This window comes from Methylopila sp. Yamaguchi (assembly GCF_002897035.1).
Lineage (GTDB): Bacteria > Pseudomonadota > Alphaproteobacteria > Rhizobiales > Methylopilaceae > Methylopila.
The window spans coordinates 224,311-242,960 of the sequence record NZ_BAUX01000004.1 but is presented as its reverse complement, the minus strand read 5'-3'; the positions used below and the strand labels follow the sequence as shown (position 1 = coordinate 242,960).

Here is an 18,650-nt window from a genome sequence, read left to right as displayed (position 1 = left end):
TCCGGCGAGGGTTTTAGACGATCACGACGTCGTCGGCGGTCAGCGCGGCGTGGTTTGCGAGGACGGCGAACCTAACCGCATGATAGGTCGTTCCCGAACCGTCGCGGTCGAAGAACAGCCCGCCGCTGACGATGTCGTAGAGAATGCGATCGGCGCCGTCGTCCGCCGTCGCGCCGAGATGGAAAGCCGACGCGTCGAGTTCGCCCTTCGCCAGGCCGGAAAAGACGCGGCTATCGAGGGCGATCCTGTCCGCGCCTTCGAAGTCCGAAATTCGATCCGCCTCGCTCGACAGCGGGGCGCTGCTGAAGAGGAAGACGTCGGCCCCGGCGCCCCCCTTCAGCCGATCGCGGCCTCCGCCGCCGTCGAGAACGTTGGCGCCCGCGTTGCCGATCAGGAAGTCGCGCCCGTCGCCTCCCGTCGCGTCCAGATCGGCGGTCCCCTGCAGATCGACGCGCTCGACGTTCTCAGGCAGCGCGACGGAGACGAAAGACAGCACCCGGTCCTGGCCTTCGGCCTCACGCTCGACGAGCTGGTCGGCCGCGTCGCGCAGGATGTAGAGATCATCGCCCTTCCCGCCGTACAGCAGATCGCCGCCGCCTCCTCCGTCGATCGTGTCGTCGCCGATCCCGGCGTGGAGCCGATCCGCGCCGGCTGAGCCGCGGACATGATCGTCGTCGTCGATCCCGACCACGACGACGTCCGCCGTCGCCGTCTGTCCGCCGGCGAGCGTGTAGGTGAAACTTCCGGAGAGATAGGTGTTGGCGGCACCGGATCCTGGGGCGGCGAGGTTCTCCCCTGCGGCGGCGGTAAGCGACCCATCCGAATTCAGTCGCACGCTGATGCCCGAAGGAAGCTTCGTCCACTGGCCGACGCTGGCCGCAGCGCCGTTGACGGCGACGACTGCAAGCGGGCGATCGGGATCGACGTCCGCCCCGGCGCCGTTGTCGTCGAACACGTTCCCGCTGGTGTCCTTTTGCGTCAGGACGAACGAGTCGTCCTGCGCGATAGCCTGAAAGTCCGCCGGGACGACATCGATGGTGAAGAGCGCCGGACTGGCGCTTGAGTTGCCGTCGGAGACGGTCACGCCGAACTGTATGTGGGTGTGGAACGGCGAGTAGTGCGAAAACGCGACCTGACCCGCCGCCAGCTGCGCGCTTGTGAAACTTGAGGTCGTCACGCCGGCCACCGTTACGAAAACGCCATTGGCAGGATCGACCCGGAAGCTGACGTCCGCCTCTTCGGGATCAGTGAAGCCCAGTTCGTCGGGCCGGACCACGTGGGTTGAGCCAGCGCGCATGGTCGCATGCAGCGATCCGGTCATCGTGGGAGTGATGTTCTCCGAGACGATTGGGTCATAGCGAAAATTCGAGCGGGTCAAACTCGTGGCGTCGACGCCTTCGAGCCGAAGAATCGTCGTCAGGGAGGCGCCTTGGCCGGATGTCCCGTCCCGGTCGCCCTGGAGGAGCACGTCCTCCCCGCTCTGGACGAGTCTGAGGTGCCCTGTCCTGAAAAGGCTGTCTCCCTGCTGGTTCGGAAGCTGATTTTCAATCTGCGAGAGGAGGAAGATCCAGTCGCCGCCGTCGCCGGCCTGGAAGTCGGTGATGACGCGCTCGCCGTCGCCGGCGCCGATGGTCCAGAGCTGAATGCTGTCGCGGCCCTCCCCGAGCGAGAGCTTCAGGCCGCCGCCGCCGGTGAGATTGATGAAGTCGTCGCCCGACCCGGCGTCGATGATCTCAACCGCTCCCGCCCGGTCGGCGCCGCTCGTCCAGATCGTGTCGTCTCCACTTCCGCCGAAGACGGTGTCCGCGCCGGCGCCCCCCGCGAGAACGTCGTCGCCGGCTCCGCCTGATACGCTGTCGTCCCCAGCGCCCCCGTCCAGCGAATCCGCCCCGGCCCCGCCATAGAGGCGATCCCGTCCGCCGCCGCCGAGGAGCGTGTCGGCGCCTCGGAGGCCGAGAAGCGCCTCCGCGCCGTCCCCGCCCTGGATGCGGTCCGGCCCCTCCGTCCCCTCCATTCTCGTCGCCATCGCCGCCTCCGCTCCCGCCGCACCTTCGGCCTGGGAGATCGGACCGCGGAGGATTCCGTGCGGCAAGCGCGCCAAAAGCGCGCGCGCTACTTCGCGGGAAGGCGGCCGTCCGATCGCCTACCTCGTCGGCTCCGTCGCGGGCGGTAGATCGGCGGGCGGCGTCAGAACGAGTGGAGGCGCCCGGGGCGCGTCGCGGTCATCCAGTCGGGCGCGAGGCCCAGCCACTGCAGGCCCGCGACCGCGAGGCAGAGCGCCAGCACGACGCCGATCATGATCAGGCGCTGGGTCGACTGGCGGCGGCGCGCCATGAGCGCGAGTCGCGTGAAGAGCCGGATGAGGTCCATCCGCGATCGTTAGCAGACCTAAGGCCCGCGGACAGCCTCACGCTGCGTCGGCGACCACCCGGTTGCGGCCTTCGCTCTTCGCCCGGTAGAGCGCGACGTCGGCCCGCTTCAGCAGCGACGCCGCGTCGTCGACCGCGACGTCGAAGCTCGCGACGCCGATCGAGGCGGTGACGTCGATGGTCCGCGCGCCGCGCGCGATCCGGAACGGGTCGCCCGCCATCCGCCGCCGGATGCGCTCCGCGACCAGCTGGGCGACCTTTGCGTCGGTCTCCGGCATGACCACCACGAACTCTTCGCCGCCCAGGCGGCAGGCGAGATCGATCCCCCGCACGCTCGCCTTGAGGCGCGCCGCGAACTCGCGCAGCACCTCGTCGCCGGCGTCATGGCCATAGGTGTCGTTCACCCGTTTGAAGAAGTCGATGTCCACGACCAGCGCCGACAGCGGCCGGTCGCGCGCGGTCGCCTGGTCGAGCAGGCTCTGGAGATGCATCTCCATGTACCGGCGGTTGTGGAGCCCGGTCAGCCCGTCGGTGATGGCGAGCGCCATGCTTTCCAGCAGGTTCGAGCGCAGGCGCTCGGTGTAGCGCTTGCGGCGGATCTGAGTGCGGACGCGCGCCACGAGCTCGTTGGCGTCGAGCGGGCGCAGCAGGTAGTCGTTCACGCCGACCTCGAGCCCGCGGATCACCCGGGCCGTCTGGTCGGGATGCGCGACCAGCAGGATCGGCAGCATGCGGGTGCGCTCCAGCGACCGGATCTGCGCGCAGAGCCTCAGGGCGTCAAAATCGCGCAGCTCGAGCGCGACGATCATCAGGTCGAACTCGCCCTCCGCCGCCCGGAACAGCGCCTCGTGCGGCGAGGGCTCGGACGAGACCGACTGCCCGGAGGCGAGCGCCATCGCAATGCGGGAGTGCGAGCTGTCACGGTCGTCGACGAGCAGCACCCGGCCGTGGAGTCCGTCGTCCGCCATCGCCTCGACCAGCGCGTCGGTCATCCCGATCTCGCGCGTCGTCTGGGCGCGCAGACGGAGTTCGTCTCCGAGCATCTTGAGCCGGGCGAGCGAACGGATCCTGGCGAGCAGCGCGACGTCCGCCACCGGCTTCGTCAGGAAATCGTCGGCGCCGGCCTCGAGGCCGCGGACGCGGTCCGCAGGCTGGTCGAGCGCCGTCACCATGATCACCGGGATGTGGTGCGTCTTTGGGTCCGCCTTGAGCCGGCGGCAGACCTCGAACCCGTCGAGGCCCGGCATGACGACGTCGAGCAGGACGACGTCGCACTGGGCCCTGGCGCAGATCTCCAGCGCCTCGGTCCCGTTCGTGGCGGTCATCACCTCGAAATACTCGGCGGCCAGGCGCGCCTCGAGCAGCTTCAGGTTCGCAGGCACGTCGTCGACGACGAGGATCCGAGCGGTCACGTCTCAAGCTCCTCAGGAATCGCCGAGGTAATGGCGAACGGTCTCGAGGAACTTCGCGACGGAGATCGGCTTCGACAGATAGGCCTCGCAGCCGCCGCCGCGGATGCGCTCCTCGTCGCCCTTCATGGCGAAGGCGGTGACGGCGATCACGGGGATCGCCCGCGTGCGCTCGTCCTCCTTCAGCCAGCGCGTCACGTCGAGGCCCGAGACCTCCGGCAGCTGGATGTCCATGAGGATCAGGTCGGGGTGGTGCTCGCGCGCCAGTTCGAGCGCCTCGATTCCGTTGCGGGTCTCGAGCGTGGCGTAGCCATGCGCTTCGAGAAGATCGTGGAAGAGCTTCATATTGAGCTCGTTGTCCTCCACGATCAGGACGGTCTTCGGCATGATGGCCCTGTACTCCCCGCCCGCGCGACATTGCACGGGTTCGACGCCGTCCGGGCCGGCTCTCGTCTCGACGGACCGATGTCCTCGCGAAACGGCGACGGCCTCTTCATATTTCGCAAAATGCTACAGAAGATTCCTTGAGAAAACGCGAACGCTCAGCATGAAACAACCTCAGCATCCGACGGCGGACGCAGCTCTCGACCTCGCGGCCGCGGCGCTCGGCTTTCTCGCCTCAGACTCAGAGCGCCTCGGCCGGTTCCTCGCGCTGTCGGGCCTCGCGCCTGGCGACGTGCGCGCCGCCGCCGCCGATCCCGGCTTCCTGCCGGCCGTGCTCGACTACGTCTTGGCCGACGAGACGCTGCTTGTCGCCTTTGCGGCCTCGCAGGGGACGCCGCCCGAGCGCGTGTCCCGCGCCCGCGCGGCCCTCGGCGCCGTCCACTACGACCGATCCACCTGAGGACGCAACCATGGGCGCGCCTCCCGCCCCCTTCGCCTTCTGCCGGGACTGCCTGACGCTCGCTGGATCAGCGCCGCGGTGCCGCGCCTGCGGCAGCCCACGGATCGCGCGACACCCCGACCTCGGCCGGATGACCATCGCACATGTGGACTGCGACGCCTTCTTCGCGACCGTAGAAAAGCGCGACGATCCTAGCCTCGCAGACCTCCCGGTCATCATCGGCGGAGGAAAACGCGGCGTCGTCTCAACGGCTTGCTACGTCGCGCGCATCCACGGCGTGAAGTCCGCGATGCCGATGTTCAAGGCGCTCAAGCTCTGCCCGGACGCGGTGGTCATCAAGCCGAACTTCGGAAAGTATGTCGAGGCCAGCCGTGCGGTGCGGGCCAAGATGCAGGCGCTCACCCCGCTTGTCGAGCCGCTGTCGATCGACGAGGCCTTCCTCGATCTCTCCGGCACCGAGGCGCTGCACGGCGCTCCCGCGGCGCTGGTTCTGGCGCGCTTCGCGCAGGAGGTGGAGCGCGACGTCGGCATCTCGGTGTCGGTGGGCCTCGCCTCCAACAAGTTCCTCGCCAAGATCGCGTCCGATCTCGACAAGCCCCGCGGCTTCGCGGCGCTCTCCATCGAGGAGGCGCCGGCCTTCCTCGCGCCGCGGCCGGTGAGCTTCCTCTGGGGCGTCGGCCCGGCCTTCGCCGAGACGCTGACGCGCGACGGCCTGCGCACGATCGGCGACCTGCAGCGCGCGGAGCCGCGCGACCTCGCGCGCCGCTATGGCGACGGCGGCCTGCGCCTCTCGCGCCTCGCGTTCGGCCGGGACGACCGAAAGGTCACCCCGGACCGCGAGCGCAAGAGCGTCGGGGCGGAGACGACCTTCGACAGCGACGTCGCGCGTCTCGACGACCTCGCGCCTCACCTGTTCCGCCTGAGCGAGAAGGTGGCCGACCGCCTGCGGGCGGACGGGATCGCGGGCCAGACCGTGACGCTGAAGCTCAAGACCGGCGACTTCCGGCTGCGCACGCGCGCCCACGCCCTGTCCGCCCCGACGCGGCTCGCCGGCCGCATCTTCGAGACCGCGGAGGCGCTTCTGAGGCGTGAAGCGGACGGCACCCCGTTCCGCCTGATCGGCGTCGCGGTGTCGGAGCTCGCGCCGGAGGCGCTGGCCGACCCCCGCGATCTCGTCGACGACCGCACGGAGAAGCTCGCGGCGGTCGAGGCCGCGGTCGCGACCCTGCGCGCCCGCTTCGGCCGCGAGTCGGTCGAACGCGCCTTCGCCAAGCGCCCGCCGCGGGGATGACAGGCTCCCGAGCCGCTTCCTACTTGCAGGTCGTCGCTTTAAGGAACTTCAGCTCCTTGAGCTCGCCGTCGAGGACGAAGTCGCCATAGTCGATCTTCATCGCCCGGCTGACGCCATTGTCGTAGAGGTCGAAGCTCATGGCGTAGATCGGCGTCTGCTCGCCGCCGCTGTCCTTCTTGTCGTCGCCGTCAGGCGCCTTGCCCCGCTCGAAGTAGCTTACCGAAACCGGCCAGCGCGTCGCCTTCGCAAGCTCCGGCGTCTTGGCCGCGGCTTCGAGATTCGCGGGCTCCGCGGTCTCCGGCTTCCCGATCACGGTCAGCGTGTCGTAGACCTTGTCGCCGTCCTCGGAGCCGTCATAGACCGCAGCCGACAACAACTTGTCGCCGCGCTCGGCCGCCTCGAGGATCTTGCGCAGGTGCTCGGTCGGGAACAGCGTCTCCTCGCCGAAGCCCTTGTCGGACTTCTCGGGCTTCGAGATCGTCACCTTGAGCGCGTCGGCGCCGCGCTCGGCGCGCCCGTCGGTGTCCTTCTCGAGCTGTTGGTTGAGATAGTTCTGGGCGGTGAACCGGAAGCTCTTGGCCGCCCCGTCCTCCCAGGTGGCGGAGCGCAGATCGGAGACGTTGGTCTCCCCCTCGCTGTTGCCGATCTCCGTCACCTGCCGGAACGACAGAGCGTAGCCCTCGCAGGGCGCGCCGGTGAACTCGTAGACGATGCGGCCGCGGATCTGGTCGACGCTGGAGGAGCCTCGGGTCTCACGCAGCTTCAGCTCGTAGACCGCCCGGTGAGGCGCGAGCGTCGGTTCGGCGAGCGCCGGCGCGGCGGTCGCGAAGGTCGCAGCAGCGGCGGCGGCGAGAAACACGGGGCGGATGGGGTGGATCACGTGAGGACAGCCTCGCTCGATACGTCGTCATCATCATGCGGCGCCGCCGCGCGAACGCAACGGGCGGTTTGCGATATGCGCCGCCGTCATCGTCATCGCGGTCCAGCGTGGCGGAAATGGGTCTTATGTCCGCTTGCGGCGCAGCGCGCCTTGGGCCACACCGGCGCGAACCTCGCCTGATACGGAGATTTCGCCCCATGGCCGGACAGATCGAAGCCAAGCTCGCCGAACTCGGCGTCACGCTCCCCTCGCCCAATCCGCCGGCGGCGAACTACGTGCCCGCGGTCGTGTCCGGGTCCTACCTCTACGTTTCCGGACAGCTTCCAATCGACGCGAACGGCCTGACCCTGAAGGGCACCCTCGGCGCCGGCGTCTCGATCGAGGACGCGCAGGCCGCCGCGAAGCTCTGCGCCATCAACATCCTCGCCCAGGCCCGCGCCGTGCTCGGCGATCTCGACCGCGTGGTCCGGGTCGTGAAGCTCGTTGGCTTCGTCGCCTCCACGGCGGACTTCGGAGACCAGCCCAAGGTCGTCAACGGCGCCTCGGACTTCATGGTCGCGGCGCTGGGGGACAAGGGCCGCCACGCCCGCTCCGCCGTCGGCGTCGCCGCGCTTCCGTTCGGCGCGGCCGTCGAGGTCGAAGCGATCATCGAAATCGCCTGAGCGCACCGCCCGTGGCGTCGCGGCTTTCCTGGCTGGTCGCCCGGCCGATCGCCCATCGCGGCCTGCACGACAGGGCGGCGGGGGTGATCGAGAACACGTCGAGCGCGGTCCAGGCCGCGATCGACCACGGTTTCGGCGTCGAGATCGACGTGCAGGTGACGGCGGACGGCGAGGCGGTCGTGTTCCACGACTCCAAGCTGGACCGGCTGACGGAGGCCTCCGGGCTGGTCGCCGACCGGCCGCTCCGCGAGCTCGTGACCCTAGACGTCGGCGGCGGCGCGGACCGCATCTGGACCTTGGGGGAATGCCTCGATCTGGTCGGCGGCAAGGTCCCGCTGGTGGTCGAGGTGAAGGCCTCCCGCGGCGGCGACACGCGGCTGGCGCGCCGGGTGGCCGAGCTGCTGTCGGATCGCGGCGGACCGGTGGCGGCCAAGTCGTTCGACCCGCGCGTGCTTGTTCTGCTGCGGAGCCTCGCGCCGCGCACCCCACGCGGCGTCGTAGGCGACGCCTTCGATCCGGCGGACGCCAGCTGGGCGCATCTGTCGGGCGCGCAACGCTTCGTCGCCCGCAACATGCTGCACTGGCGCGCGACGAGGCCGGACTTCGTTTCCTGGAACGTGCGCGACCTGACGCGGCGCTCGGTGCGGCTCTCCCGCAGCTCCGGCGTGCCGGTGATGGCCTGGACTGTGCGCACGCCCGAGGACCAAGCCCGCGCGGCGCTCGGCGCCGACCAGATGGTGTTCGAAGGCTTTGTGCCGGCCCCCACTCTTGGAACGGGCGTCTCGGAGGCCTAGCTTCGTCCAGGACGGAGCCTCCCCGATGCCGATGGACACGACACTCAGCGCACGCGTCGCCGCGCGCATCGACGAGATCGACCCCGCGCTCTGGAACGCCGCGGCGTTGGAGTGCGGTCCCTACAATCCGTTCGTCGACCATCGCTTCCTAAAGGCGCTCGAGGACTCCGGCTCGGTTGCGGGCCGATCCGGCTGGGCGCCGGCCCATGTGGTGCTGGAGGACGGCGACGGAGTGGCGGGTCTCGCGCCCTGCTACCTGAAGAGCGACAGCCAGGGCGAGTACGTCTTCGACCACGCCTTCGCCGACGCCTACGAACGCGCCGGCGGCAGCTATTATCCGAAACTGCAGATCTCGGTCCCCTTCACCCCCGCCACGGGCCCGCGGCTCATGCCCGCGCCAGGGCGCGATCCCCTGATGGCGCGTGCGGGACTCGCGGCCGCGCTGCGCGGACTGATGCGCCAGACGGAGGCCTCGTCGATCCACGTCACCTTCACGACGCCGGAAGAGCAGGCCGGTCTCGTGAAGGAGGGTTTCCTTCCAAGGGTCGACAAGCAGTTTCACTGGCGGAACGAGGGCTACGGCTCCTACGAGGACTTCCTCGGCGACCTCGCCTCGCGCAAGCGCAAGCAGCTGAAGCGCGAGCGCCGGGACGCGCTGGCCGACGGCGTCGTGGTGCGGCACGTCACCGGCGCGGAGCTGACGGAGGCGCGCTGGGACGCGTTTTTCGCGTTCTACATGGACACGGGGTCGCGCAAATGGGGCCGCCCCTACCTCAACCGCCGCTTCTTCAGCCTGGTTGGCCAGGCCATGCCGGAAAAGATCCTGCTCGTGCTGGCAGAGGTCGACGGACGGCCGATCGCCGGCGCGTTGAACTTCATCGGCGGCGACGCGCTCTACGGCCGCTACTGGGGCGCGCTTGAAGAGCGGCCGTTCCTGCACTTCGAGCTCTGCTACCATCAGGCGATCGACGCCGCGATCGCCATGGGGCTCTCGCGCGTCGAGGCCGGCGCGCAAGGGGAGCACAAGCTCGCCCGCGGCTACCGCCCGGTGACGACCTACTCCGCCCACGCTTTCGCCGACCCGGGACTGCAGCGCGCGGTCGCCGACTACCTCGTGCGCGAGCGGGCGGCCATCCTGGCGATGCAGGAGGAGCTGGCGGAACAAGCGCCCTTCCGTCGCGGGGACGCGCCCTCGGCTTGACCTCGCCTGCAGGCTGCGATCCTGTGCCGGCGCTGATCACACGGAGAACCGGCATGGCCGACTACGATCCGGAAAACGTCTTCGCCAAGATCCTCAGGGACGAGATGCCGTCCCAAAAGGTCTACGAGGACGACGCGACGATCGCGATCATGGACGTCATGCCGCGGGCGGACGGCCATGTGCTGGTCATTCCCAAGGCCGCCTCGCGCAACGTGCTGGAGATGGACGCGGCCGACCTCGGGCCGCTGTTCGCCGCCGTTCAGAAGGTCGCGCTTGGCGTGAAGGCAGGCCTTGGCGCGGAAGGCGTCACCATCCAGCAGTTCAACGAGACCGCCGGCGGACAGGTGGTCTTCCACACCCACGTCCACATCCTGCCGCGCTGGACGGACATCCCCCTGAAGCCTCACACCGGCCAGATGGAGAAGCCCGAGGTGCTGGCGGCCCACGCCGAGCGCATCCGCGCCGCGCTGGAGAGCTGAGATTTCCGGCGCGCTCAGATGCCGAGCGCGGCGACGCCTGCGATCAGCGCGGCTTCGCCGACCGCGACGCCCAGGGTGAGCGATCGACGGGAGAGGCCGTAAGCCGCGAGCCCGCAGCCGACCGCGGCGAGGCGCAGCCACAGCGGCGCGAGCGCCAGCCCGCCCGCCGGCGCAAGAATGAGCTTCGCGACGAGCCCCGCGACCAGCGCGGTCGCGACCATCCGCACCCAGGCGAACAGGCCGCTGTCCTCATCGAGCCGGGCCGAAAGCACCACGCCCAGGACGCGCCAGAGATCGTTCCCGACGAACGAGAGCACGATGGCGAGGAGCAAATAGCCGGGATCGAGCGCCGGGCTCACGACCGCCGCCTCTTGTCGGCGAGGCGCTGCACGAGAAAGCCCGCGGTGCCCCCGATCACGCCGGTCCAAAGGATGTCGGACGCGGGCGCGACGAGGCCGATCACCGGCGCGAGCGCCAGCCCGAGCCCGAGCGCGACGCGCTCGCCCAGCGACTGCGCGCCGCGCTCCAGCGACAACAGGAAGTAGAGCGGGGTCAGCCCAAGCAGGCCGATCGAGAGCGCGCTCGGCAGAACGCCCGCGGCGGCGTGGCCGATGGCGGTCGAGATCGACGAGCCGACCACGAGCGCGTTGGCCAGCCCGAAGAAGAACGGCATCCGCGCGGGGCGCGGCAGGGTCGGCGTGAGCCTCAAGCCTTCGAACCAGGCCGTGACGGCGACGTAATGCGCCGCGAGCAGCCGAGCGCCCAGCGAGGTGCGCTCGCTCCGCAGAACGGGGAGCAGCGCGACCACCATCGGCAGCAGCCGGACGCCGGAGACGGTCACCGCGAGCGCGGCGCCCAGAAGACCCGCCCCGTTCGCGAGCGCGCCGGCGAGCACGACCTGCGCCGGCGCGGCCCAGATCAGCGCGGTCGACACCACCGCGATCCAGAGCGGCCAGCCGAAGTCGTGCGTCATGGCGCCGAAGCCGAGAAAGCTGAGAAACAGCACGATGCCGGGCGTGTTCACCGCGGCGACCGCGCCCTTCAGCGCCCAGTCGAGATCGCTGCGGCCGGAGGAGTCGACGACGTCGAGGTCGCCTTCCGCGCTCATGCCGGGCGCGCCCGGTCGCCGGAGCGTCCGGGGCGGAGGAGGTCGTCAGGCGCGAAAGGCATCGGCATGGCTCTGAACGGGTGAGGACCGCGCCGTCGCAAAACGAAGCGGCCGCGGACCTTTCGATCCGCGGCCGCTTCTAGCACGCTGCGCGACGCTTTGGCGCGCCCGTTGGCGGGTATCAGGTCCGCACGAGCGGCGGGGTCTTGGGCGCGGGAGCCTTGCCCTCGCCGTCCCCGGCCCGGCGCTTGCGCGGCGCCTTCGGGCCCGGTTCGTCCTCGCGGGCGATCGACTCCGGCTTCGGCGTCACCGGCCCGTCGGGGAACTCGAAGAGGAGACCAGGCTCGCCGCCCTCCTTCGCGCCGACCACCACGCGCACCGCTCCGCCGCCCTTGAGCTTGCCGAACAGGACCTCCTCGGCGAGAGGCGTCTTGATCGTCTCCTGGATCAGCCGCGCCAGCGGACGCGCGCCCATCTGCGGGTCGTAACCGCGCTCGGCCAGCCAGTCCGTCGCCTCCGGCGTCAGTTCGATCGTGATGTTGCGGTCGGCGAGCTGCGCCTCGAGCTGAAGCACAAACTTCTCGACGACGTGACGCACCACCTCCATCGGCAGGTTGCCGAAGGCGATGATCGAATCGAGCCGGTTGCGGAACTCCGGCGCGAACAGGCGGTTGATCGCCTCGGTGTCCTCGCCGGACCGCTTGCCGCGGCCGAAGCCGATCGGCTCCTTGGCGAGATCGGAGGCGCCCGCGTTCGTGGTCATGATCAGGATCACGTTGCGGAAGTCGACCTGCTTGCCGTTGTGGTCGGTCAGCTTCCCGTGATCCATCACCTGCAGCAGGATGTTGAACAGGTCGGGATGCGCCTTCTCGATCTCGTCCAGCAGCAGCACGCAGTGCGGCGTCTGGTCGATGCCGTCCGTCAGCAGGCCGCCCTGGTCGAAGCCCACGTAACCGGGAGGCGCGCCGATCAGGCGGCTGACCGTGTGCCGCTCCATGTACTCCGACATGTCGAAGCGCAGGAGCCGCACGCCCAGCAGCGAGGCGAGCTGCTTCGCGACCTCGGTCTTGCCGACGCCGGTCGGTCCCGAGAACAGGTAGCAGCCGATCGGCTTCTCCGGATCCCTGAGACCGGCGCGCGCGAGCTTGATCGTCGAGGACAGCGCCTCGATCGCCGCGTCCTGCCCGTAGACCACCCGCTTGAGGCTCGTGGTCAGCCCGCGCAGCACCTCGGCGTCGTCCTTGGAGACCGACTTCGGCGGGATCCGCGCCATGGTGGCGATCGTGGTCTCGATCTCCTTCACGCCGATCGTCTTCCGGCGCTTGGCCTCCGGCAGGATCATCTGGCTCGCGCCGGTCTCGTCGATCACGTCGATCGCCTTGTCCGGCAGCTTGCGGTCGTTGATGTAGCGGGCCGAGAGCTCCACCGCGGCCTTGATCGCTTCGTTGGTGTAGCGGACCTGATGGAAGGTCTCGTAATAGGGCTTGAGGCCCTTCAGGATCTCGATCGTGTCCGGGATCGAAGGCTCGGCCACGTCGATCTTCTGGAAGCGGCGGACGAGCGCCCGGTCCTTCTCGAAGTACTGGCGGTACTCCTTGTAGGTGGTCGAGCCCACGCAGCGCAGCGTGCCGGAGGCGAGCGCGGGCTTCAGCAGGTTGGAGGCGTCCATCGCCCCGCCCGAGGTCGCGCCCGCGCCGATGACCGTGTGGATCTCGTCGATGAACAGGATCGCGCCCGGCGTCTGCTCGAGCTCCTTCACGACCTGCTTCAGCCGCTCCTCGAAGTCGCCGCGGTAGCGGGTGCCGGCGAGCAGCGCGCCCATGTCGAGCGAGAACACGGTCGCGTCCTGCAGGACCTCGGGCACCTCGTCGCGTACGATCCGCAGCGCCAGACCTTCCGCGATCGCGGTCTTGCCGACGCCGGGGTCGCCCACCAGCAGCGGGTTGTTCTTGGTGCGCCGGCAGAGAATCTGGATGGTCCGCGTCACCTCGGCGTCGCGGCCGATCAGCGGATCGACCTTGCCCTCGCGCGCCTTCTTGTTGAGGTTCACGCAGTAAGCGTCGAGCGCGTCGGCCTTTTTCTTCTGGCCGCCCTGCTCTTCGCCGGGCCCGGACGCCTCCTCCTCGGAGCCGCGCACGGGGCGCGTCTCGCTGAGGCCCGGCCGCTTCGCGATGCCGTGGCTGATGTAGTTGACGGCGTCGTAGCGCGTCATGTCCTGCTCCTGCAGGAAGAACGCGGCGTGGCTCTCGCGCTCCGCGAAGATCGCGACGAGCACGTTCGCGCCCGTCACCTCCTCGCGGCCCGACGACGTGACGTGGATCACCGCGCGCTGGATGACGCGCTGGAAGCCGGCCGTGGGCTTGGAATCCTCGGACGTGTCGCCGACGAGGTTGTCCAGTTCGGCGTCCACGTACTCGACGAGGTTGCGGCGCAGGATCTCGAGGTCGACGTTGCACGCCCGCATGACCGCCGCGGCGTCCTGGTCGTCGACGAGCGACAGCAGGAGATGCTCCAGCGTCGCATATTCGTGATGGCGCTCATTCGCGAAGGCGAGCGCCCGGTGGAGAGACTGTTCGAGGCTGCGCGAGAAAGACGGCAACGGATCACCTCACTTCTTTTCCATGACGCACTGCAGAGGATGCTGATGCTTTCGCGCAAAATCCATCACCTGCGTCACTTTGGTTTCGGCCACCTCATAGGTGTAGACGCCGCACTCCCCCGCGCCGTGATTATGGACGTGCAACATGATGCGCGTCGCCGCTTCACGGTCTTTCGAAAAGAACTGCTCTAAAACGTGAACGACGAACTCCATCGGGGTGTAGTCGTCGTTCAAAATCAGCACGCGATAAAGGCTCGGGCGCTTGGTCTTCGGCCGCGTCTTGGTGACGACCGCGGCCCCGGGGCCGCCGTCGTCAGGCCGCCGCGGCCCGTTCGCGGCCCGAGGGCCGTCATGTCCGTCCAAATCTGCGCGGACAGAAATCAGAAGCGTCGTCGCGCCGTCGTTCATTTCACCGCCGTTCGCCTTCGGCTCGTCGCTCGCGACCCGGCGCGCCGCGCGGCGCGGCGCCGGGTCGCTTCGTCGATCCTAACCCAAATTTCAGGGGGCGCCAGATCGGACGCCGACCCGACGCTTCGTCAGGTATGATCGCCGCGGACAAAAAAAAGCCCGGCGCGGGCCGGGCTTTCATGCAGATGGGTCATGCCGGGGGCGCGAGCCCGCAGGCCGTCGACCCCTTGTAACGCGGCGGCTGCGACGTTACGCCCGCCGCCGACGCGTCACAGGTCCTATCACTTGGCCTTGGAGATCGCGGTCTCGATCGGCTTGTAGCTTTCCTTCGCGAGGTCGGCGTAGAGCTCGCCGATCTTCGTCATCCGCGAGACGTAGGTCTCATAGCTGGACTTGACGTAGTCGGTCTGCAGCTCGATCGCCTTGTCCAGCGTCTTCACGCCGAACAGCTTCTCGACGAAACCGGTGCTGTCCTCGAACGACTTCTTGGAGTAGTCGGCGACCTCGACCGCGATGGCCTGGAAGCCCTTGCTCACAGCGCCCAGGCTCTTGAGCGCGACGTCAACGTTCTCTTTGCTGATCTTCTGCACGTCGTCAAAATTGGCGGTCATTGTATTGCTCCCTCCGGGCGAGCGCGCCCGTCTCCGTTCAGCAATCGATTGGCCTTTGGGGCCTCCCTCGGCGCGGACGGCGTCCGCGAGCCGTGACGGACATATATGCACTGCAACATTTTTGTCAACGAACATGTTTGCGATGCACAATTATCAATCGATTTAACCCTCCCGTAACCGCGTCTGCTTAGCGTCGTTGACTGTGCCGTTCAGAGGACGGCGCGCCGCGCAGGTCCTGGATTCGTCCAGCGCCTCTCGGACAGCGATCACGCAGACGCGCCGCTCAGCGGTCCGATCTCGAGGCGCCCCGAGCTCCGTGCGGTAGGTGCGGCGACCTCCGGCCATCGGCTGGAGACGACGAGGACAGGGCGTCATGATTGCGAGTTGCGTAACCGGCCGTGGCGGCCGCATCGTCACCGGACTTCTGGCCGCGACGGTTTTCGCGGGAGCCACCTTCGCCGGCGTCGCGGACGCCGACGCGCGGTCGAAGCGGAAAGTGAAGGCGACGTCATCCCGTCCCGCCATCGCCCAGTCGATCTCCGCGCGAGCCAACTACGCCGCGCTGGTCGTGGACGCCAAGACCGGCCGCACGCTGTTCGAGAAAAACTCGGACTCGTTGCGCTTCCCCGCCTCGATCACCAAGGTCATGACGCTCTACCTCGTGTTCGAGGATCTCGAGCGTGGCCGGATCGAGCTCGACGGGCGCATCACCATGTCGTCGCGCTGCTCCATGATGCCTCCGACCAAGCTCGGCGTGCGCACCGGCGGCACGGTGCGCGTCGAGGACGGCATCAAGGCCCTCGTCACCAAGTCGGCGAACGACGTCGCCTGCGCCTTCGCCGAGAACCTCGAAGGCTCGGAGGCGGCGTTCGCGGAGCGGATGACGCGCAAGGCTCGCGCGCTCGGCATGAGCCAGAGCACCTTCCGCAACGCCTCCGGCCTGCCGAACCCGACCCACGTGACCACCGCGCGCGACCTCGTGACCTTGGGACGCGCGATCCAGGACCGGTTCCCGCGCTACTACGGCTACTTCGGAACGCGGGTGTTCACCTTCGCGGGCCGTTCGATGCCGAACCACAATCAGCTTCTCGGACGCGTCGAGGGCGTGGACGGCATCAAGACCGGCTACACCAACGCCTCCGGCTTCAACCTGCTGTCCTCGGTGAAGAGCAACGGCCGCTCGATCGTGGCGGTGGTGATGGGCGGGCGCTCCGGCGCCTCCCGCGACGCCCACATGCGCGAGTTGATCGCGCTCAACATGCCGAAGGCGAGCCCTGGCTCACGCACTGCGCCGCTCGTGGCTGAATCCGGCGAGCGCACCCCGGTCCGCGCGCGTCCTGCGGTGATCGCCGCCATCCCGATGCCGATCCCGGCTCCGGTCGTCGAGGCCGCCCCGGCGCCCGCCCCCGTCCCCGTGCCTGTCGCCGCGCCCGCCGTCCCGGTCGCAGCGCCCGCGCCGCGCGTCGCAGTCGCCGCCGCCACCACGACCCCTTCGGCCGCCCGCATCGTGCAGACGGAGCGCATCGTCGCTCCGGATACAGAGCCGGTCGTCGCAAGTTCGGTCGGGGCCACCACCACGCCGCAGACCCTGCGCTGGGTCGTCGGCGCGCCCGCGACCACCGGCAGCGTCGCCCGGGCCCGCGAGCTTCCCCAGGAGGCGAGCGCCTACGCCGAGACGCAGGCGTCCGCGCTTCCGACGCCCTCACCGCGCCCCGTGCGCGTGGCCTCCGCGTCGAACGACATCGAAGGCGCTCCGCAGGTCGCCCCGACCGCCGAGCGGCAGCCGGTGCGCAAGGGCTGGTTCATCCAGATCGGCGCGACCACGGCGCCCGACTCCGCGCAGGCCCTGCTGTCGGACGCCAAGTCCAAGGGCGGCCGCGCGCTGTCCTCGGCCGAGCCGTTCACCGAGGTCTACGCCAAGGGCGACACGACCTATTACCGGGCGCGCTTCGCCGGCTTCAACGAGCGCTCGGCCGACGCCGCCTGCAAGGCTCTCAAGCGCAGCTCCGTCAGCTGCTTCGCCGTCAAGAACTGAGCGGGGAGGTCAGCGATGTCGCGGCCCCATCAGCATATCCTTCGCGGCGTTGACGCGGGCGGCGAGCTCCGTCGTCCCCCCCTGGTCGGGATGGATTTTCTTCATCAGCGTCCGATGCGCACGGACGATTTCTTCCGGCCGCGCCCCCGGCTGCAGGCCAAGGATCTGATACGCCTCCTGTTCCGTCATTACGCCCGACCGACGGAACCCTCCCCGGCCGCGCCGCCCGTCCGCGTCGCGCTCCGCGCCCTCACTCCCGCCGGCCGCCCCGCGGTGACGATCACCTTCGGACGCGGCTGAGCGGCGCCGGGCTCCGGGCAAGGCGACGGCCCCGAGCCCGACGGCGCCGAGACCGAGCAGCGTCATGCCGAGCACGGGCTTGCCGGACAGCGTCATGGCGAAGCCGATCGCCCAGGCGGCGCCGGCGAGAAACCGCAGCGTCTTCCGAAGGCGCTGCACGTCGGCCGCCACGAACAGGCGGCCGAGCGCCACGAGCGCGGCGAGCGCCATCGCTCCCACAAGAACCCAGATCATCGACTCACGACTTCCATAGCTGCGGCGCACGCGTCGCCCGGCGCCACCAAAGCATGACCGGGCCGCGCCCCGCCATCGCGCAGGCGCCGTGGCGCGCCGCGCCGCATCCTGCTAACCCGCTCCCCGCGAACCGGGCCCGAGACCCGGAGAAGCCCGTGAGGAGCCCGATGTCCAGACCCGCCGTCGTCACCACCGTCGCCGAACTGCGCGCCCATCTGAAGCCCTGGCGGCAGGCGGGCGAACGGATCGCGCTGGTTCCGACCATGGGCGCGCTGCACGCCGGCCACATCTCGCTCGTGCGGATCGGCCAGGCCCGCGCCGAGCGCGTGGTGACGTCGATCTTCGTGAACCCCAAGCAGTTCGCCCCCACCGAGGACCTCGCCACCTATCCCCGCGATTTCGACGGCGACCTCGAAAAGCTCGCCGAGGCGGGCGTGGACCTCGTCTTCGCGCCGGAGGCGGCCGAGATGTATCCGGAAGGCGAGGCCACAGTGGTGACGGTCGGCGGGCCGTCCGCGGGCCTCGAGAGCGATGCGCGGCCGCACTTCTTCGCGGGCGTCGCGACCGTCGTGACGAAACTCCTGATCCAGTGCGCGCCGGACGTGGCGATCTTCGGCGAGAAGGACTTTCAGCAACTCGCCGTCATCCGGACGTTAACCCGCGATCTCGCTTTGCCGACCGAAATCGTGGCGGGCGCGACCATGCGGGAGCCCGACGGCCTCGCGATGTCCTCCCGCAACCTTTACCTCAACAAGGATGATCGCAGGCGGGCGACCGCGCTGTCCGCAGCCCTCGCCGCGGCGGGGGAGGCGATCGAGGACGGCGCGCCGGCGGACGCCGCCCTCCTCTCCGCCCGCCGGGCGATCGAAGCCGCCGGCTTCACGATCGACTATGTCGAGCTCCGCGATGCCGAGACGCTCTCGGCCTCGACGCGGCCCGGCAAACCGCGGCGGCTGCTGGCCGCGGCGCGGATCGGCGGCGTCCGGCTGATCGACAACATCGCGGTCGCCGCCGCCGAGTGAGGCGAAGTTTCAGACCAACGACGACTTCGAGCGCTTGGCGTCGACGCTCCAGGGGCCGGGACCGGCGAAGACGATGTAGAGGAAGACGAAGCAGAACATGATCGCCAGCTCGCCCTTGTTGACGATCGGATAGAAGCTCTGCGGCGCGTGCGCGAGGAAGTAGGCGACGGCCATCTGGCCCGAGAGAATGAACGCCACCGGCCGCGTGAAGAGTCCGATCGCCAGCAGCACGCCGCCGACGAGTTCGAGGATGCCAGCCGTCAGGCTCACCATCGACAGTGGGTTAGGATAGGGCGTGGGGAAGCCCAGCAGCTTGACCGTCCCATGCTGAAGGAACAGCAGCGCGGACATGATGCGCAGGACGCTGAGGACTTGCGGGCGCCAGGCGGTGAGAGCGTTCATCG

Annotated in this window: 20 protein-coding genes; 8 read left to right on the top strand and 12 right to left on the bottom strand. The window is 69.3% G+C overall.

Features of this window, described 5'->3' with window-relative positions; translation table 11 throughout:
• Positions 1-13: 13 nt before the first annotated feature.
• The 4 genes from METY_RS06950 to METY_RS06935 form a co-directional block, all read right to left on the bottom strand.
• Positions 14-2,026: a cadherin-like domain-containing protein gene (locus METY_RS06950; protein WP_103120655.1), complete on the bottom strand. Its 2,013-nt coding sequence runs from the start codon at positions 2,024-2,026 to the stop codon at positions 14-16.
• Between the two features lie 161 nt (positions 2,027-2,187).
• The gene (locus METY_RS06945) at positions 2,188-2,370 is read right to left on the bottom strand and encodes a hypothetical protein (protein WP_103120654.1); all 183 of its coding nucleotides are present in this window, start codon (positions 2,368-2,370) and stop codon (positions 2,188-2,190) included.
• A 37-nt stretch (positions 2,371-2,407) separates the two neighbouring features.
• Positions 2,408-3,781 (bottom strand): PleD family two-component system response regulator, encoded by a 1,374-nt coding sequence (locus tag METY_RS06940; RefSeq protein WP_103120653.1) that lies wholly within the window; start codon positions 3,779-3,781, stop codon positions 2,408-2,410.
• Positions 3,782-3,793: 12 nt separating this feature from the next.
• Positions 3,794-4,165: a response regulator gene (locus tag METY_RS06935; RefSeq protein ID WP_024816295.1), complete on the bottom strand. Its 372-nt coding sequence runs from the start codon at positions 4,163-4,165 to the stop codon at positions 3,794-3,796.
• 160 nt (positions 4,166-4,325) lie between these two features.
• On the opposite strand from METY_RS06935, the gene METY_RS06930 reads away from it, so the two are divergent.
• The gene (locus METY_RS06930; RefSeq protein WP_103120652.1) at positions 4,326-4,622 is read left to right on the top strand and encodes a DUF3572 domain-containing protein; all 297 of its coding nucleotides are present in this window, start codon (positions 4,326-4,328) and stop codon (positions 4,620-4,622) included.
• A 10-nt stretch (positions 4,623-4,632) separates the two neighbouring features.
• On the top strand, positions 4,633-5,913 hold the full coding sequence (locus METY_RS06925; protein ID WP_103120651.1) for a DNA polymerase IV: 1,281 nt from the start codon (positions 4,633-4,635) through the stop codon (positions 5,911-5,913).
• Between the two features lie 19 nt (positions 5,914-5,932).
• On the opposite strand, the gene METY_RS06920 is transcribed toward METY_RS06925, so the two are convergent.
• Positions 5,933-6,793 carry a cell envelope integrity EipB family protein gene (locus METY_RS06920; RefSeq protein WP_103120650.1) on the bottom strand — a complete coding sequence of 287 codons (861 nt, stop codon included), beginning with the start codon at positions 6,791-6,793 and terminating at the stop codon, positions 5,933-5,935.
• A 197-nt stretch (positions 6,794-6,990) separates the two neighbouring features.
• On the opposite strand from METY_RS06920, the gene METY_RS06915 reads away from it, so the two are divergent.
• From METY_RS06915 to METY_RS06900, 4 genes are read left to right on the top strand one after another with little or no spacing between them, the layout of a single operon-like run.
• Positions 6,991-7,455 (top strand): RidA family protein, encoded by a 465-nt coding sequence (locus METY_RS06915; protein ID WP_103120649.1) that lies wholly within the window; start codon positions 6,991-6,993, stop codon positions 7,453-7,455.
• A gap of 11 nt (positions 7,456-7,466) precedes the next feature.
• A complete protein-coding gene (locus tag METY_RS06910; protein WP_103120648.1) occupies positions 7,467-8,249 on the top strand; it encodes a glycerophosphodiester phosphodiesterase family protein in 783 nt (260 codons plus the stop codon).
• A gap of 25 nt (positions 8,250-8,274) precedes the next feature.
• The gene (locus tag METY_RS06905; RefSeq protein ID WP_103120647.1) at positions 8,275-9,450 is read left to right on the top strand and encodes a GNAT family N-acetyltransferase; all 1,176 of its coding nucleotides are present in this window, start codon (positions 8,275-8,277) and stop codon (positions 9,448-9,450) included.
• Between the two features lie 53 nt (positions 9,451-9,503).
• The gene (locus METY_RS06900) at positions 9,504-9,929 is read left to right on the top strand and encodes an HIT family protein (protein ID WP_103120646.1); all 426 of its coding nucleotides are present in this window, start codon (positions 9,504-9,506) and stop codon (positions 9,927-9,929) included.
• Between the two features lie 14 nt (positions 9,930-9,943).
• Here METY_RS06900 and METY_RS06895 read toward each other — a convergent pair whose 3' ends face one another.
• From METY_RS06895 to METY_RS06875, 5 genes are all read right to left on the bottom strand, one after another.
• Positions 9,944-10,288, bottom strand: coding sequence for an AzlD domain-containing protein (locus METY_RS06895; RefSeq protein WP_103120645.1), 345 nt, complete (start codon positions 10,286-10,288; stop codon positions 9,944-9,946).
• Positions 10,285-11,037, bottom strand: coding sequence for an AzlC family ABC transporter permease (locus METY_RS06890; RefSeq protein WP_103120644.1), 753 nt, complete (start codon positions 11,035-11,037; stop codon positions 10,285-10,287). Before METY_RS06890 ends, METY_RS06895 begins: the two co-directional genes overlap by 4 nt.
• A gap of 181 nt (positions 11,038-11,218) precedes the next feature.
• Positions 11,219-13,636, bottom strand: coding sequence for an ATP-dependent Clp protease ATP-binding subunit ClpA (gene clpA / locus METY_RS06885; protein WP_103120643.1), 2,418 nt, complete (start codon positions 13,634-13,636; stop codon positions 11,219-11,221).
• Between the two features lie 9 nt (positions 13,637-13,645).
• A complete protein-coding gene (gene clpS, locus METY_RS06880; RefSeq protein WP_103120642.1) occupies positions 13,646-14,044 on the bottom strand; it encodes an ATP-dependent Clp protease adapter ClpS in 399 nt (132 codons plus the stop codon).
• A gap of 281 nt (positions 14,045-14,325) precedes the next feature.
• Positions 14,326-14,655, bottom strand: coding sequence for a phasin family protein (locus METY_RS06875; RefSeq protein ID WP_103120641.1), 330 nt, complete (start codon positions 14,653-14,655; stop codon positions 14,326-14,328).
• Positions 14,656-15,028: 373 nt separating this feature from the next.
• On the opposite strand from METY_RS06875, the gene METY_RS06870 reads away from it, so the two are divergent.
• Positions 15,029-16,690: a D-alanyl-D-alanine carboxypeptidase gene (locus METY_RS06870; protein WP_103120640.1), complete on the top strand. Its 1,662-nt coding sequence runs from the start codon at positions 15,029-15,031 to the stop codon at positions 16,688-16,690.
• Positions 16,691-16,699: 9 nt separating this feature from the next.
• Here METY_RS06870 and METY_RS21755 read toward each other — a convergent pair whose 3' ends face one another.
• The gene (locus tag METY_RS21755; RefSeq protein WP_444849071.1) at positions 16,700-17,224 is read right to left on the bottom strand and encodes a DnaJ domain-containing protein; all 525 of its coding nucleotides are present in this window, start codon (positions 17,222-17,224) and stop codon (positions 16,700-16,702) included.
• Positions 17,225-17,391: 167 nt separating this feature from the next.
• On the opposite strand from METY_RS21755, the gene panC reads away from it, so the two are divergent.
• The gene (gene panC / locus METY_RS06860) at positions 17,392-18,246 is read left to right on the top strand and encodes a pantoate--beta-alanine ligase (RefSeq protein ID WP_103120639.1); all 855 of its coding nucleotides are present in this window, start codon (positions 17,392-17,394) and stop codon (positions 18,244-18,246) included.
• A 9-nt stretch (positions 18,247-18,255) separates the two neighbouring features.
• On the opposite strand, the gene METY_RS06855 is transcribed toward panC, so the two are convergent.
• A complete protein-coding gene (locus tag METY_RS06855) occupies positions 18,256-18,648 on the bottom strand; it encodes a DoxX family protein (RefSeq protein ID WP_103120638.1) in 393 nt (130 codons plus the stop codon).
• Positions 18,649-18,650: the final 2 nt, after the last annotated feature.